The organism is Mesorhizobium sp. M3A.F.Ca.ET.080.04.2.1, assembly GCF_003952525.1.
In the GTDB taxonomy this organism is placed as follows: domain Bacteria; phylum Pseudomonadota; class Alphaproteobacteria; order Rhizobiales; family Rhizobiaceae; genus Mesorhizobium.
This window is the reverse complement of record NZ_CP034451.1, coordinates 236,236-252,400: the sequence shown is the minus strand read 5'-3', so window position 1 is coordinate 252,400 and position 16,165 is coordinate 236,236. Positions and strand designations below refer to the sequence as shown.

Sequence of the window (16,165 nt, the reverse complement as noted above, 5' to 3'; positions counted from 1 at the left end):
TATCTGTACCTTATGTGGATGGTAACAATGATCCATCTTGCCGCAAGAAGAAAATGACACATTGCGTGGGAGGCGCTTGTGACAGATCCCCAGAAGGGCGCGACGCGCCCCTCCGTCAACTCGCGGCTTGAAAATCTGCGCAACCTTGCGCCGGCGGAGCGTCTGGCCCGGGTCGCCGATGCCGTGGCTCTGACCGAGGCGGAGCGCGGGACCTTCGGGCCGGGCGGCCTGCCGCTGACGCTCGCCGACGGGATGATCGAGAACGTGATCGGCACCTTCGAGCTGCCGATCGGGGTCGCCGCGAACTTTACCGTGAATGGGCGGGACTACCTGATCCCCATGGCCGTCGAGGAGCCTTCCGTGCTGGCGGCGGCTTCTTTCATGGCGCGGCTGGCGAGAAAGAGCGGCGGCTTCTTCACCTCCAGCTCCGGTCCCATCATGCGGGCTCAGGTACAGGTCCTGGAGCTGCGCGACCCGCATGGCGCCAGGGCGCGCATCCTGAAGGAGCGGGACGCGATCATCGCGGCGGCCAACGTCAAGGATAAGGTCCTCGTCTCGCTCGGCGGCGGCTGCCGCGACGTCGAGGTCCATGTGTTCGATCAGACGGCGGCTGGACCGATGGTCGTGGTTCATCTCATCGTCGACGTGCGCGACGCCATGGGAGCCAACACCGTCAACACGATGGCTGAAGCGGTGGCGCCGATGATCGAGGCCATCAGCGGCGGGGTCGTGCGGCTGCGCATCCTTTCCAACTACGCCGACCTGCGCATCGCGCGCGCCATGGTGAGGGTCGCGCCTGAGACGCTCGAGACCCCGGAATACAAGGGCGACCGGATTGCCCGCGGCATCGTCGAGGCTTGCGCGCTTGCGGTCGTCGATCCCTATCGCGCCGCCACGCACAACAAGGGGATCATGAACGGCATCGACCCGCTTGTCGTGGCCACCGGCAACGACTGGAGGGCTATCGAGGCTGGCGCGCATGTGTGGGCGTCCCGTTCCGGGCGCTACACGTCCCTGTCGACCTGGGAACTCGACGCCGAAGGGCATCTCGTGGGCACGCTGGAGATGCCGATGGCGCTCGGGCTCGTCGGCGGCGCGACCAAGACGCATCCCGCCGCGCGCGCCTGCCTGAAGATCCTCGGCGTGGAAAGCGCACAGACCCTGGCCGAGGTGGCGGTGGCGGTCGGCCTCGCCCAGAACATGGGCGCGCTTCGCGCGCTGGCGACCGAAGGCATCCAGCGCGGGCACATGGCGCTGCACGCCCGCAACATCGCAATCGTGGCCGGGGCGACCGGGGACGAGATCGACAGGGTCGCGTCCTCCCTCTCTTCCAGCCACGACGTGCGCGTCGATCGCGCCAGGGAGTTGCTCGAGCAGATGCGGGCGGAGAAGGTATGAACCTTCGTCTTGATGGCGGTGAGCCCGTCGCCTCGACTAGCGTGCGATGATCGGCGCCGCTTCGCTGCCCGGCATCAAACCAAGCCATTGGAAACCAAAACGTGACTGAAGTGGATCCCAAAAGCGATTTTCCGGTGCGGAGCGGCCCGCTCGCCGGCGTCGTCGTCCTCGACATTACGCGCGTGGTCGCCGGACCGTTCTGCTCGATGCTGCTCGCCGACCTCGGCGCGTCGGTGATCAAGATCGAGAATCCGGAAGACCCGGACTACGCGCGCACCTTTCCGCCCTTCGTCGGCGAAGAAGGTTCCGAGCTCAGCGCCTTCTTCACCCAGTTCAACCGCAACAAGCTCGGCCTCACCGTTAATCTCAAGTCGCCCGAAGGCAAGGCCCTGCTCAAGCGGCTGGTGAGAAAGGCCGATGTCCTGGTCGAAAACTTCCGGCCGGGCACCATGGACAAGCTCGGCCTCGGCTACGAGGTGCTCAGGGCCGAGAACCCGCGGCTGATCTATACTGCCATCAGCGGCTTCGGCCGCACCGGTCCGAACTCCTCCAAACCCGCTTACGACAACACCGGCCAGGCGGCCGGCGGGCTGTGGTCGATGAACGGCTACCCGGACCGGCCGCCGGTCCGGGTCGGCACGATCATCGGCGACCTCGCGGCGGCGCTCTATGCCGCGATCGGGACGCTGGCAGCGCTGCGCCAGGTCGACAAGACCGGGATCGGCCAGGTGGTCGACGTCTCGCAGCAGGACTCCGTCCTGACGCTGACCGAGAACGCCGTCGTTCGTTATACGGCCAGGAAAGAGATCGCTTCGCCGCTCGGCAACGATCATCCCTTCGTGCGCCCCTACGGACAATTTCCGTGCAAGGACGGCTATGTGTTCTTCGGCGGCTACACCGACAAGTTCTGGGCGATCACCTGCGGCCTCTTCGGCGAGCCGGACAGAGCGACGGACCCCGAAATCGATACGATGGAAAAGCGCTTCGATCCGGTGGTCGCCGAAACGAAGGTCAAGCCGCTGCTCGATCGATGGTTCAGCCGCTACACCAAGGCCGAGCTCGAGGAGCTCGCCGGCGACAAGGTGCCGCTGAGCGCCATCAAGACCATCGCGGAGGTCGTCGAGGATCCGCATATCGCCGCCCGCAACATGATCGTCCAGGTGCCGGTCGGACGACAGCTTCTCGGCATGTTCGGCCTGCCCATCAAGCTCTCCGAAATGGCCGAAGCGGCGCCGCAGAAGGCGCCTGCGCCCGGCGAGCACAACGATCTGGTTCTCGCCCGGCTGGTCGGGCTCTCACCGCAAGAGCTGGATGTCATGAAATCGCAAGGGACGATCTAGGATGGCGATCGATTTCGGCGTCGACGGGCATATCGCCACGATCCGGATCAACCGTCCGGAAAAGCTCAATGCCTTGAGCCTTTCCATGTATGAGGATCTGGGCCGCGCCTTCGACGAGGTGCGCGTCGACGACCGGATCCGCGTGGCGGTGCTTGCCGGAGCCGGGGACCGGGCCTTCTGCGTGGGCGCCGACCTGAAAGAGTCCATTCCAGCGCTTGCTTCCGACAGCTTCGACATTTCCGCGTGGGACCCGGCGCACATCAAGACTTCAGGTTTCTACAAGCCGGTCGTGGCCGCCATACGCGGCCTGTGCATCGGCGGCGGTTTCGAGCTGATGCTGGCCACCGATATCAGGATCGTGGCCGAGGACGCCGTCTTCCAGCTGCCGGAACCCGCGCACGGCTTCGTCCCCGCCGGCGGCACGCTCGTCCGCCTCGTGCGCCAGATCGGCTACGCGCATGCGATGGAAATCCTGTTGACGGGAAGGCGCTTCACGGCGGCCGAAATGCTCGCCTGGGGCGTCGCGAACCAGGCCGTGGCGAGCGGCGAGGTTGAGCGCGTGGCGCGCGATATTGCCGAGCGCATCGCCTCCTTCAGCCCGACAGCCATCCAGACGATCAAGGAAGCGGTGCTGACATTGCAGCACCTGCCGCTTGGCGACGCCTTCCAGCAGGAAGCGCGGCTCGGACAGCGCACCTTTACGAGCGACGACGCCAGGCGCGGACTCGACGCTTTCGCCAACAAGGGCAAGTGACCGTGGCAACAGCATCCGAAAAAATGACGCCGAGCGCGACGACGAGGACCAGGCACCGGATCGGCCTCACCCAGGAATTGATCATCTTCGTCGTCGCCGTGCTGCTCTTTGTCTATTTCTCCGTCGCCCTCAACGGATTCTTGAGCTCGGAGAACATCCTCAACCTGATCCGCAACGTCGCCATGCTGGGCATGCTCAGCCTCGGCATGGCGGTGGTGGTCATCGGCCGCGGCGTCGACCTTTCCCTGGTCGCCGTGATGGCGGTGTCGCTCACTTTGTCGATCGTGCTTGCCAACCAGGGCTACGCGTTCTCGACCGCCTTGGCTCTGGGGCTGGCCTTCGCCATCGCCGTCGCGGTGGTGATGGGTTTCCTGATCGCCTATGTCGAAATCCCCGCCATCTTTGCGACGCTCGCGGTGTCGGCGATCGTCTATGGCCTCGGGCGAGGGGTGATCGCGTCGCTCGACGTCAACAACATCCCCGACAATCTGCACTGGTTCCTGTTTCTCGGGCGCGGCGCCGTGCTAGGCATCCCGATGCCGATCTGGCTCTTCGCGATCTGCTCGGCCGCGCTCTATCTCTTCCTCAGGAAGACTGGTCTCGGGCGCTTCATCTACGGCATCGGAGACAACATCTCCACGGCGCGGATCACCGGCATACCGGTCCGGCCGATCATCATCCTGCAATATGTGATCTCGAGCGCCATGGCCTTCCTGGCCGGCTGCGCGACGGCGGCCTCCGTGGCCAGCATGAACATGCGCATGGTCAATTCCACCCTGATCTATGACGTGCTTCTGGTCGTCATATTGGGCGGCATCGGCCTCACCGGCGGGCGCGGCGGCGTCCGCAACATCCTGGTCGGCACGGTGCTGATCGGCCTGCTGCTGAACGGCATGACCATCCTCAACATCTCCTACACGGTCCAGAACCTGCTCAAGAGCACCGTGCTGCTCTTCGCCCTGGTGATCGACGCCCTTCTCAACCCCCGAGACGAACAAACATCGCAGCAAGGGGACATCTGAAACCGACAGTCATCGAATGGGAGGAACCGAGATGATGATCCTGAAATACGCGGCGGCCGCGCTCACGGCGGCCTTCATTTCCACGGGCTGCGCGATGGCGCAGGAGGGCATGGCCGATGCGCTCAGGCAGCCGACACTCGATTCGCTTGCCGGCAAGAAAGTGGTCTTCGTGCCGATGTCGATGAGCTTCGACCTGCCGGAAGGCTGGGCCGCGATCATGGAGAAGGAAGCCAAGCGGCTCGGCTACACGATCGACATCCGCGACGCCAACTGGAGCACCGACACCGGCACGCGCGCGCTGACCCAGGCGATCACCGAGAAGCCGGACATCATCGTCGTGCAGAATTTCGATGTGGCCTCCTACGCGCGCACCCTGAAGAAGGCCGAGGATTCCGGCATCAAGGTCATCCAGGTCAACATGAAGTCGAGCTATCAGACAGACGCCTTCGTCGGCGCCGATTGGTACGGGATCGGCCAGTACGCCGCCAACCGCATGATCGAGAAATGCGGCAAGGCCAGCGGCAAGAGCGGCAAGATCGCCATCATCCAGGGTCCGGCCACAGCGGCGGCAAGCGTCTATCAGCTCAACGCCATCACCGAAACGCTCAAGGGACATGACGATATCAAGATCGTCTCCAGCCAGACGGGCGACTGGGACCAGTCCAAGGCACATGGCATCGCCCAGACGGTGATCCAGCAGAACCCGGACCTCTGCGGCATCATCGGCTTCTGGGACGTCATGGATGCGGGCACCGGCGCGGCCATTCAGGAGTCCGGCAAGGACATCTACCTGATCACCTCGGGCGGCGGAAACAAGACCGCGTGCCAGGGGGTGCAGAACGGCACGTTCAACGAGGTCATCTCCTATGATGTCGAGGGGCAGGGCCGCGACCTGAACAACACCATCAAGGTGCTGCTGCAGTCGAAGGAGCCGGCTGGCTCGCTCAAATTCGCGCTCTACACGCCCAACAAATTCATCACCAAGGACAGCATGTCAGCGAACAGCTGTTGGGACCTCGATCAGCTGAAGAAGTAGCGAACAGGCCGGGCCGTTGCGCGATGCACGGCGCCCGGCCAAGCCAAATTTGATTGGGACGTTGTGATGGAAGCGATCGAGCGCCTCTATTTTCGTTATTTTCCTGAGAAGGTGCTTGGCGAAGTGCTGTCGAAGCGCTGGAGCGACAACGCCGTTCCGGTCTTTGCCACCATCCTCACGATCGGTTTCTTCCTGCTGGAAAATCCGCATTTCTTCACCCTCGACAGCGTGACCGAGACGTCACGCCAGCTTTCGGAGTTCGCGCTGGTCGTCGTCGCGATGGGCATCGTGCTGCTTGCGGGCGGACTCGACCTTTCGGTCGGCAGCGTCTTTGCGCTTGCCAACATCACGGCGCTGATATGCATCTCCCTGTTGGGCTGGCCGGTCTGGGCCACGGTGCTCGCCACGCTGGCGGTAGGAGCCGTCTGCGGCGCGGTCAACGGTTTCCTGATCGGCTATCTGCGCATCCGGGCCTTCCTGACGACGCTTGTCACGCTGATCATCATCCGCTCGATCGTCGACCTCATCCTGCTCCACTATGCGGTCGACGTCTCGGCGGTGTTTCCGGATTCCGACCTCTGGGCCTTCATCGGCGAAGGCAGCGTCTTCGGGATCTCGTTCTCCTTCCTCGTAGCCTTGGTCGTCATCGTGCTGTGGCATGTCGTGCTCACCCGCGCCAGGACGGGCTGGCATATCACCGCTGTCGGTGGCAGCCGCCGCTCGGCCTACAATGCCGGCCTGAAGGTCAAGTTCGTCATTTTCTCGACCTATGTCTGGTCGAGCGTGCTGGTTTCGCTGGCCGGCGTGTTCTTCGCGGCCCGGCTTGGCAGCGCCGGGTCGGATACCGGCGTCGGCCTCGAGATCGCCGCGCTGACGGCGGCCGTCCTCGGCGGCAACAGCCTGGGCGGAGGCCGCGGCTCCGTCGTGAAATCAGTGCTGGGCGCGGTGGTCGTGCTCATCCTCACCGACAGCATGGTGCGCATCGGCATCTCCGGCGGCATCAGCTCGATGATCCTCGGCATCGTGCTGCTCTGTGTCGTGGCCATTGACGTGCGCTGGCTGAAGAACAGGCACAAGCTGCTCAACAAGGTCTATGTGTCGCCGAGCTATTTCCGCCTGCCGGAACTCCCCGACACCGATGCCGGATCGGCGAGCCCCTATGCGCTCAACGACCGGCTGAAAGACGTCACGCTGATCGGCAAGGGCGAGATCGAGGGGCCGGAAGACGTCATCTTCGACCGCCAGGACAACCTCTACTGCCCCAATCGCCATGGCGACATCGTGCGCTTCCTGGCGCCCGATTATGCGCGGTGGGAGATTTTCGTTCACATCGGCGGCCACCCGCTGGGGATGGCGTTCGACGCCGACGACAACCTCAATGTCTGCATCGGCGGCATGGGTCTTTATCAGGTCTCGCCGGAGCGCAAGGTGACCAAGCTCACCGACGAGACCAACCGCACCTTCCTGTCGGTCATCGACGATTCCCGCCTCAAGCTCGCTGACGATCTCGACATCGCGCCGGACGGCCGCATCTTCTTCTCCGAAGCAACCATCCGCTACGACATGCATGACTGGCCGACCGATGCGCTGGAGAGCCGCGGCAACGGACGCCTGATCTGCTACGACCCGAGGGATCGGTCGACGGCGACGATCCTGCGCGACCTGCAGTTCCCGAACGGGGTCTGCATGGCGGGCGACGGCGAATCCTTCTTCTTCGCCGAGACCTGGGGATGCCGCATAAACCGGTACTGGTTCGCGGGACCGAACAAGGGCAAGCGCGAGGTCACGATCCCGAACCTTCCAGGATACCCAGACAACATCAATCGCGCCTCGGACGGCAATTTCTGGCTGGCCCTGGTCGGCATGCGGTCGCCGGCGCTCGACCTCGCCATGCGCATGCCGTCGCTGCGCAAACGCATGGCCAAGCGGGTCGCCCGGGACGAGTGGCTGTTCCCCAACATCAACACAGGCTGCGTGCTGAAGTTCAGGCCCGATGGCGAGATCGTCGAATCCTACTGGGACCTTGGCGGCAAGAATCATCCCATGGTGACGTCGATGCGCGAGCACAAGGGCCATCTCTATCTCGGCGGCCTCTACAACGACAGGATCGGCCGCCTGAAATTGCCCGGCGCCGATCCGGACTGGACGTCGCAGGCCGCCTATTGGGGAGCGCGCGCATGAGCTTCTCGCGCTTCGTCGGCGGCATCGTCGACCGGTTCATGGGCGGCCGCGGCGAGCATTCCATCACCGTGCCGGTCATGGACGGCGCGCTGAAGCCGAATAATCTTCTCGAACAGGTCTCCAGCGTCGCAATGCTGGAAGGCGCCGACAACCTGGCCGTCGCCGGCAACCTTTTCCTGGCGTCATCGGGGAGGAGCCTGGTCGAGGTCGCGAGCGACGGCTCGGTCAAGACGCGGCAGACCTATGAGGCGGACATCACGTTCCTGGCGGCCTCCGCCGGCGGCGCGATCGCCGTCGGCCTGGATGGGCAGGGGGTAGCGATCGCCGGCGGGCCGCATGATGGAAAGCGCCTGCCCGTGAACATCGGCAATCAACGGCTCAATTGTCCGACCGCCGGCGTGTTCGTCGACGAAGACACGCTCGTGGTCTGCAACGGTTCGGGCGCCCGTCCGGTTGGCGAATGGGCGCGGGACCTTCTGGAGCTCGGGCGCAGCGGCAGCGTGCTGAAGATCGATATCGCAAGCCAGAACGCCTCGGTGATCCAGGGCGGCCTCGGCTATCCTTCCGGCGTGTGCATCGCCGACGGCGATCGTGTGGCCGTCAGCGAGGCATGGCGGCACCGTCTGCTGACGCTCGGGATCGGCGGCGAAGGCCGCGAAACGCCACTGGCGGATTTGCCTGCCTATCCGGGTCGCATCTGTCCGTCGAGCCGGGGAGGGTACTGGCTGACCCTGTTTGCTGTGCGCTCCCAGCTGCAGGAGTTCGTGCTGCGCGAAAAGCGCTACAAGCGCGAGATGATGGAGACTGTCGCTCCCGAATACTGGATCGCGCCCACGCTCTCCAGCGGCCACAGCTTCAAGGAACCGCTGCAGGCGGGTGGCGTCATCCGGCTTGGCATCCACAAGCCATGGGCGCCCACGCGCTCCTACGGGCTCGTGGTCAGGCTCGACGATCAATTCCAGCCGATCTGGAGTGCCCACAGCCGGGCCGACGGCAAACGCCACGGCATAACCTCCTGCGTGGAAGAGACCGGGCGACTGCTTTTGACCTCGAAAGGCTGCGGCGAAATCCTCGCACTCGATCACCTCGATCCCAGCGAGCCGGACATCGTTTCCACCGTGGATGCCGCAGCATGACACCCATTGTCGAACTCAAGGCGGCAACCAAGGATTTCCGCGGCAATCCGGCGTTCCTGGATGTCGATTTCCAACTGCTGCCTGGCGAGATCCACGCTCTGCTCGGCGAAAACGGCGCCGGCAAATCCACGCTCACCAAGGTCATAGCGGGGGTCTATCCGCTGAGTAGCGGCAAGCTGTTCATCGACGGCCGGGAAGAGCGCCTCAACACTCCGGCCGAAGGCCTCGCGAAAGGCATCGCCATGGTCTACCAGGAAAACAGCCTGGTGCCATCGATGACGGTCGCCCAGAACATCTATCTCGGCAAGGAAAAGCCGCTAAACCGACTGCGTGGCGTCTATATCTCGGCGCAGCAATTCCTGCAGTCGCTCAATTTCCATGTCGATCCCTCTGCGATTGTCGGCTCGCTCGGCGCTGCCCAGAAACAGATGGTGGAGATCGCGCGTGCGGTTCACCACAAGGCCAAGGTAATCATCTTCGACGAGCCGACGGCGACGCTGACGCCCGAGGAGAAGAGCTATTTCTTCAAGCTGATCAGGAAGCTGAAGAAAGAAGGGGTCTCGATCATCTTCATCTCGCATGCGCTGGAGGAAGCGCTGCTGGTGGCGGATCGCATCACCATCCTGCGCGACGGCAGGCTGGTCGCATCCGACAAGGCGTCCGCCTTCGACCGCCAGAAGATCATCCAGGCGATGGTCGGCCGCACGCTCACCGACGAGATCTACAGCGGCGCTTCGCGGAGCCGCGCGCCGCGTCCGCGCGGACCAAAAGTGCTTTCGGTCGAGAACCTGTCGATGGGCAACATGGTCCGCAACACGTCCTTCTCGCTTTATGCCGGCCAGGTGACGGGTATCTTCGGCCTGGTCGGATCCGGCCGCACCGAGACGCTGAAAGTCGTCAGCGGCGTGCTCAAGCGCGACTTCTTCCACGGCGGCGAAGTCAAGATCGGCGGCCGGCCCAAGCGCTATCTGGTGCCGGCGCCCGCCGTCCGCGACGGCATCGTCTACGTTACCGAAGAGCGCAAGGCCGAGGGCTTTTTCGAGACGATGAGCATCGCCGAGAACATCTATATGGGCCAGCTCGGCGGCCAGGCCTATGGCGGCCTGAACATCATATCGATGAAACAGGCGCGTTCGCTCGCCGAGGATTGGCGCAAGCGTCTGAACATCCGCGCCATCGACCCCAACGCGAAGGTCATCGAGCTCTCGGGCGGCAACCAGCAGAAGGTCGTCATCGCCAAGGCCCTGGTACAGAAGCCGAAACTGGTGATCTTCGACGAGCCGACGCGCGGCGTCGATGTCGGCGCCATCGCCGAGATCCACGCCTTCATCAACCAACTCGCCGACCAGGGAATCGCGATCGCGGTGATCTCTTCCTACTTGCCGGAGATCCTCACGCTGTCGGACCGGATCCTCATTGCGCGCCAGGGCAAGATCGTCGAGGAAATGGATCGCCGCAACGCAACGGAGGAGGCGATCATGTATGCCGCGGTCCATTAGGACCGCATATCCAAAGCGGTGTGTCAGTCGTGCGGACCAGCCTTCAACCGCAGCGCCAGGGCACGGGCATGCGCCAGCTTCCCGGCGTCTATTCCGGTGTCGTAGCCAGCCGCCGCCAGATGCGCGACGACGGCCTCGGTGGCGACATTGCCGGCTGCGCCCGGCGCATAGGGGCAACCGCCCAGCCCGCCGACAGCGCTGTCGAAGATCCTGATGCCGAAGGCCAAGGCGACGTCGATGTTCGCGAGGGCCTGGCCCGACGTGTCATGGAAATGACAGGCAAGCTGGGAAGCAGCAATGCCCTGGGTGGTCTCGGCCAGCATCCGATCTACCCGTTCAGGGCTCGCGCGTCCGATCGTGTCCGCGACGGCCACCTCCCCACAGCCGATGCCAATCAGGCGCTCGGAGACATCTCTGACCGCTTCCGGCTCGATCGCCCCCTCATACGGGCAGTCGATGGCGCAGGAGACGTAGCCTCTCACAGGAAGGCCGTGGACGGCGGCAAGAGCCATCACCGGCCTGAACCGCTCGATGCTCTGCGCGATCGTGCAATTGGTGTTCTTGCGGGCGAAGGTCTCCGATGCACTGGCGAACACGGCGAGTTCCTGGGCGCCGGCCGCGATCGCCGCTATGGCGCCTTCTTCGTTCGGCACCAGCGCGGAGAGGACCAGGCCAGGCCGGCGCGGAGCATTCCGCATGACCTCGTTATGGTCCGCCAGCTGCGGCACCCATTTTGGCGAAACGAATGCCGTCGCCTCTATCCGCGTCAGCCCTGCATCCGCCAGCAGCCCGATCAGGGCGACTTTCCGGTCGCTGGCAATGATCGTCTTCTCGTTCTGCAGGCCATCACGAGGGCCCACCTCGACGATTGTAACGTTCCCTGGCTGGGTCATTGGTCGATTGCTGTTTGCTCGCACATATTGCGCGCTAACAAACTCTCTCCGGGTCGTGCCCGAACAGGTACAGAGTCGAAGAAAATGGGATGATCTGTGCCCGAGCTTCGAACGGCTGGAGATTTGTCAAACTGAGTTATCCACGGTCAAGCAGGCGGCAGAATTGTGCCCTGCTCATCAGATGGACTGACGGCTAAAATGCTTTTCGAAAGAGGTGACCCCTCTTGCGAGCTCAAGTGTCAACGAACGTTACTCAAACCACCGCGATTAACGAATGTCGGGATCGGTGGCTACGTGTCCCCGCAACCAATTCTATCATAAGTCACTGGCCGTCTCGATCTGATCGAGACGGCCTTATTGTTTGCCCTAACGCCCCATCCTGCGCTGGGTTTCGCCGTTAACGAGACAGGGTCGGCCTCTTCCCTGCTGCCACCAATGCTCGCATTAGTCTCGAGCGCCATCAAATTTGCGGCAGAGCGGCGCGAACCAACAGGTCATTAAGTCGATCGAGGCATTCGCTGCGGCGACGCTCAAGATCGCGCCCCAGGCAGTGATCCCGTACATCGAGATATCCGCGTCGCTGTTCTAGCCGGCCATCCTTGATCCCGGTAACCAGTAATCCTCGCAGCTCGGTCAATTCATCGTCCAAGTCCTTCAGGCCGGCTTTCCAAGCAGGTTCATCGAGGTAGCGCCACCGTCCGTACGCCAGAATTGAGAGCTCATGGTCACCGGCGGCAAAGATAAATCGTTTTAAAATCCCTTGCTAGCGGCTGGACCTTTCCGATAAATCTCGCCCACAGCAACCGGAGCCGCACGTTCCATCGACGTCGAGAAGCGACTCTTGTTGCTCCAAATGTAACGATGGAAGGCCTCATGAAGCGTCAGACGCGACAATTCACCGTAGAAGTCAAACAGCGACGCCACTACCAGAAAGGATCAGGCTCGATCTGGGCTAACGTTGATTTGTCGGCAGCGGTCGCTGAGACAGCGAGGCATTTCCAGGACATGGAGCAGCATAATGGTGGGGTTATTGACTCCGGTCTTCCCACCGCAGAAGCTCATAGCTTGCACGAACCACGAGTGGAACCTCAAATGGCTAATCCTCTGGAAGACCCAGCAGAAGTTGCCGCCGAACCGGTTATGAAGGTGGCAACTACAGAAACGAAGAAGAGAGGCCTAAAGGCGCGAAAGGTTAAGAGCGGACGCCCGCAGTCAGCCCGGCCAAACGATGCCGCCGCCACAGCTTCCAAAGCGGAAGAAATCGCAACACCGACGACGCGAACCGGTCGCAAAATCTACTCCGAAAACGAGCGCGCGCACAAACTCGGCCAGATAGAAAAATCGATTGGTCGCGGTGGCACACTCAAGGCTGCGGTCAAGGAAGTCGGAATTACAGAACAGACCTATTATCATTGGAAGAAAGCCGCCGCCGGCCCAGCTGAGGGTGATGGTCTCAAGGATCTTGTGGCGCTCGAAGAAGAAAACAAACGACTGAAAGGCCTGCTAGCGGCGCAGCTCCGCAAGGAGAATGCGGAACTGAAGAAACGCCTTGGGCTTTGAAAGACCCGGAAGCGCAAATCCGTACGGCGATCTTGAGCTGGCCATCGGATTGTGCGCGCATGCGGGCGCTTGCGTTGGAGACTGTGCCCAGAGGTAGGACTGGTGATTAAGCGCGGCGGGGACTCTCGTCGTGCACTTTATGACTGCTCGATAATTTTCTCCGAAGTACGAGTCGGCATCGGCTTCATAGTACACATTTCCGTTTATATCCGTGCCCTGGCAGCAGCAAGAGGTTGGATGAGCTCCTTGTTTGCCATCCGGGTCAACCTGCATCTTCGTTAAGCGACGCTCTGGGCCGGCTGCTCTTAAAAGCGACCTTCTATTTCCGCGCCGCCGCAACGATTGTGGTGTCGTCCGATCCGGCATTGACACTCAGTATTCGGCGGACCAACCGAAGTTCCAGTCGAACGGATGGTGCTCCCGAATGTTGCTCACTTTGCGCCGTGGCAGCAGCAAATAGCTAAAAAAGGAACATACTATTTAGGTTGAGCGAGGTTATTTCCCGTGCACAATCTGCCGCAGGAACCATCCCTTGGCGCAATCGCAATCAAACATGAATTCGCACGGTTCAAGGTTACTGACTCTGGGCGGCGAGATATCGCAGTCGTACCAAGGTGAGCCCCTATCCGAGCGCGCTTCCGGCAAGATTTGGGCCTGGCAAGACCTCGAAGTGCGATCGTCTTTCACTGGAGCTTGGCCTTGCCGCCGGCGGCGCTGAGTTCGCACACCTCTGTTGCTCGGTGCAGTTCGCTCGCGTGGCAAATTCGGATTTTCCGAGGACCGTCAGAATCCTGTTGTCAAAGGAAATGCCATGAGGATCGTTGTTATCGGCGGAGGCATCGTGGGTGCGAGCATCGCCTATCATCTAGCGTGCAAGCGCGCTCAGGTGATCGTGGTCGAGCGGGGCGACGCAGGCCGAGCGACGTCGGCAGGAGCAGGCATTATCTGTCCGTGGTTGGACAGAGAGAATAGCCAGGCCTTCTATGAATTGGCCTACCGCTCAGCCGCCTATTATGATGACCTCATTCCGGCTTTGGCTGAGGAAGGTGAAACCGAACTCGGCTTTCGGCGAACTGGCGCCATGCTGTTGGCCATAGATTCCGACGCCCTTGCTGGGCCTGAGGCGCTGGTCCGTGCCCGCGCTGAGGCTGCACCTCAGGTCGGTCAGATTTCGCGACTCGATCCAGCCCAGACGCAAGACCTGTTTCCAGCGCTTGATAAGCAGTTTTCAGCTCTTCACATTGCTGGAGGCGCCCGCTTGGACGGACGCCTTCTGGCAGGAGCACTGGAACGAGCCTCTATTCGCCGCGGCGCTTTGTGGAGACGTGGGGATGCCAATCTGGTCGTCGAGCGGGGCCGGGCCGTCGGTGTTAATGTGGATGGCGAGACATTACACGCCGATGCGGTTGTCGTCACGGCTGGTGCATGGGCAGCCGAATTGCTGGAACGCTTTGGCGTAAACTTGCCGGTAAAACCGCAGCGTGGTCAGATTGTTCACCTGCGTCTGCCAGGTGTCGATACGGCTCCTTGGCCGGTGCTGCACCCGGCCGATGCCGACAGCTATCTGGTGACATTCGATGATTCGCGCGTCGTGGTCGGCGCGACCCGCGAAACGGGCTCCGGTTTTGATTGTCGCGTTACCGCTGGTGGGATCCACGACGTCATTCGCGAAGCCTTGCGCGTCGCGCCTGGTCTCGCAGGAGCCACTTTAGTCGAGACCAGAGTTGGCTTTCGGCCGGTTAGCGCCACGTCCAATCCGCTTCTGGGGCCAGCGCCAGGCATTGCTGGCCTTTTCATCGGAAATGGAATGGGTGCGAACGGGCTGACGCTTGCTCCATATTCGGCAAGCCTGCTGGCCAGCCAAGTGCTGGGAGAGCCGGCCTCGCCCCTGCTTGCAGCTTTCTACTTATAACGCCAAAAACCAAAAGGATCTCGTGAACATGGCCATCGAGCGCATCGGCCCATCCGAAATCATGCACAGCGTCGTTGCCAAGGACGGCACACTTTATCTGGGCGGCATCACCGCCAAGGACACCACCGGCGATATGTACGTCCAGACGAAGGATCTGCTCGAGAGGGCCGATTCAATTCTGGCAAGCGCTGGCTCCAGCAAACAACAGCTTCTTTCGGCCGTCATCTTTATCACCGACTTCGCACAAAAACCAAAGATGAACCAGGCCTGGGCCGAGTGGCTAAACCCGTCGGACATGCCGGCGAGAACAACCGTCGGTGTGGCCCAGTTGGGGCCTGGCGAATTGGTCGAGATATCCTTTACGGCGGGCCGCTAGTCAGCCCCTGCAGCGCAGCGACCATACGGACTGAACGTCGAACTCTATCCAGCCTTGATTGGACGGTGGCTGGGAAGGGGCGCCTCCGCAAGTTGCGGATGGCCGTGCTTGTTCAAGGCGGATTTCGAACGCGAAACAGCGTTTCGTCATTGTGTATGTCGTTCTTGATTGTCCGCTTGATTGCGGCAGGGATGACTACATCATCAGCGTCGACAGCGCCCAGCATCTTCAACGCAGCGCGAATATCAATCTTCTTCCCGAGATATTCCATTACAAGCCGGGCTGAGGTGATGGGACGATCCCAGCTATGTCCGAGGCCGATCACCATACCGTCAAGACGTTCCAGCAGCCGACGCTTTGGGTAAAGCAACATCATCGAAACCTCGCTTCCCGGCCTCGGATCAAAGTCGAGAGCGAACAGCCTGTCATCCAACGCTCCCACCACGCCTCGAAATGTAAGGTAGCGACTCGACGCCGCGCTTCTTTCATCCTGACCGAGATAACGTTGCTTGGTCGAGGAGATAAAAACTCCCTTTTCGTAACGCCAATAGACAAGCTCGCGCTTGATGCTGGGAATTCCGAGAAAAGTGTAGAAATATTTGAAATAGAACCCTTCGTACTCTTCGAGCGCCGAGGCGTTGTGCCCCGAAATCGATCGAATAAGTGGCTCCAAACGATCCAGAGCGAAAGGGGAGGGAGGTCCAGCCGTACGTCGCTTGAAAGATGCAACGAAAGCATCATGGGGTGTGAACAATTCCTCCTCTTCAAGCCCGAAGAAGTCACTGATCTTCTTGTGATTGTGTCGCGAAGGCGTCGTTGTTCCACCGAGATAGCGATTGAACTGTTGCCGGTTGATGTTGAGACGCCGGCAAATCTCAGACACAGAGCGATAATGGTCGCAGCAGAACTGAAGATTGGCGCAATAGTCGCGCTGCCGTTCAGGGCTCATAAGGCGAAGCCTCGCCAGGATGTCAGTCATGAAAGTATGCAGCTAACTTTAGTTGGAAGAGCAGCAATTAGCTGCAGTTAGCATACACAATTTACGTTGAGTCAAGATG

The 16,165-nt window shown here is 61.7% G+C and carries 13 protein-coding genes; 11 read left to right on the top strand and 2 right to left on the bottom strand.

Annotated elements, in window-relative coordinates; all coding sequences use genetic code 11:
- Positions 1–78: 78 nt before the first annotated feature.
- The 8 genes from EJ074_RS01130 (at position 79) to EJ074_RS01095 (ending at position 10,366) form a co-directional block, all read left to right on the top strand.
- The gene (locus tag EJ074_RS01130) at positions 79–1,398 is read left to right on the top strand and encodes a hydroxymethylglutaryl-CoA reductase, degradative (RefSeq protein ID WP_129552641.1); all 1,320 of its coding nucleotides are present in this window, start codon (positions 79–81) and stop codon (positions 1,396–1,398) included.
- 101 nt (positions 1,399–1,499) lie between these two features.
- The gene (locus tag EJ074_RS01125) at positions 1,500–2,738 is read left to right on the top strand and encodes a CoA transferase (RefSeq protein ID WP_129552640.1); all 1,239 of its coding nucleotides are present in this window, start codon (positions 1,500–1,502) and stop codon (positions 2,736–2,738) included.
- Position 2,739: 1 nt separating this feature from the next.
- Entirely contained in the window at positions 2,740–3,492 is a 753-nt protein-coding gene (locus tag EJ074_RS01120; protein ID WP_129552639.1) for an enoyl-CoA hydratase-related protein, read from the top strand.
- A gap of 23 nt (positions 3,493–3,515) precedes the next feature.
- Positions 3,516–4,514 carry an ABC transporter permease gene (locus EJ074_RS01115; protein ID WP_129553966.1) on the top strand — a complete coding sequence of 333 codons (999 nt, stop codon included), beginning with the start codon at positions 3,516–3,518 and terminating at the stop codon, positions 4,512–4,514.
- 31 nt (positions 4,515–4,545) lie between these two features.
- Positions 4,546–5,550, top strand: coding sequence for a sugar ABC transporter substrate-binding protein (locus EJ074_RS01110; protein WP_165349811.1), 1,005 nt, complete (start codon positions 4,546–4,548; stop codon positions 5,548–5,550).
- Positions 5,551–5,616: 66 nt separating this feature from the next.
- The gene (locus EJ074_RS01105) at positions 5,617–7,731 is read left to right on the top strand and encodes an SMP-30/gluconolactonase/LRE family protein (RefSeq protein ID WP_129552637.1); all 2,115 of its coding nucleotides are present in this window, start codon (positions 5,617–5,619) and stop codon (positions 7,729–7,731) included.
- Complete coding sequence (locus EJ074_RS01100) at positions 7,728–8,867, top strand: strictosidine synthase (RefSeq protein ID WP_129552636.1); 1,140 nt, start codon at positions 7,728–7,730, stop codon at positions 8,865–8,867. Before EJ074_RS01105 ends, EJ074_RS01100 begins: the two co-directional genes overlap by 4 nt.
- Positions 8,864–10,366, top strand: a complete 1,503-nt coding sequence (locus EJ074_RS01095) for a sugar ABC transporter ATP-binding protein (protein ID WP_129552635.1) — start codon at positions 8,864–8,866, stop codon at positions 10,364–10,366. The genes EJ074_RS01100 and EJ074_RS01095 overlap by 4 nt, the downstream gene beginning before the upstream one ends.
- A 23-nt stretch (positions 10,367–10,389) precedes the next feature.
- On the opposite strand, the gene EJ074_RS01090 is transcribed toward EJ074_RS01095, so the two are convergent.
- Positions 10,390–11,259 carry a hydroxymethylglutaryl-CoA lyase gene (locus EJ074_RS01090; RefSeq protein ID WP_129552634.1) on the bottom strand — a complete coding sequence of 290 codons (870 nt, stop codon included), beginning with the start codon at positions 11,257–11,259 and terminating at the stop codon, positions 10,390–10,392.
- Between the two features lie 873 nt (positions 11,260–12,132).
- Between EJ074_RS01090 and EJ074_RS01085 the strand changes: the two genes are divergently transcribed.
- From EJ074_RS01085 to EJ074_RS01075, 3 genes are all read left to right on the top strand, one after another.
- Positions 12,133–12,819 carry a transposase gene (locus EJ074_RS01085; RefSeq protein ID WP_245454781.1) on the top strand — a complete coding sequence of 229 codons (687 nt, stop codon included), beginning with the start codon at positions 12,133–12,135 and terminating at the stop codon, positions 12,817–12,819.
- Between the two features lie 811 nt (positions 12,820–13,630).
- Positions 13,631–14,731, top strand: a complete 1,101-nt coding sequence (locus tag EJ074_RS01080) for an FAD-dependent oxidoreductase (protein WP_129552633.1) — start codon at positions 13,631–13,633, stop codon at positions 14,729–14,731.
- A 28-nt stretch (positions 14,732–14,759) separates the two neighbouring features.
- The gene (locus tag EJ074_RS01075; RefSeq protein ID WP_129552632.1) at positions 14,760–15,107 is read left to right on the top strand and encodes a RidA family protein; all 348 of its coding nucleotides are present in this window, start codon (positions 14,760–14,762) and stop codon (positions 15,105–15,107) included.
- 112 nt (positions 15,108–15,219) lie between these two features.
- Here the strand turns inward: EJ074_RS01075 and EJ074_RS01070 are convergent, their stop codons facing one another.
- Positions 15,220–16,086: a helix-turn-helix transcriptional regulator gene (locus EJ074_RS01070; RefSeq protein ID WP_129552631.1), complete on the bottom strand. Its 867-nt coding sequence runs from the start codon at positions 16,084–16,086 to the stop codon at positions 15,220–15,222.
- Positions 16,087–16,165 lie beyond the last annotated feature (79 nt).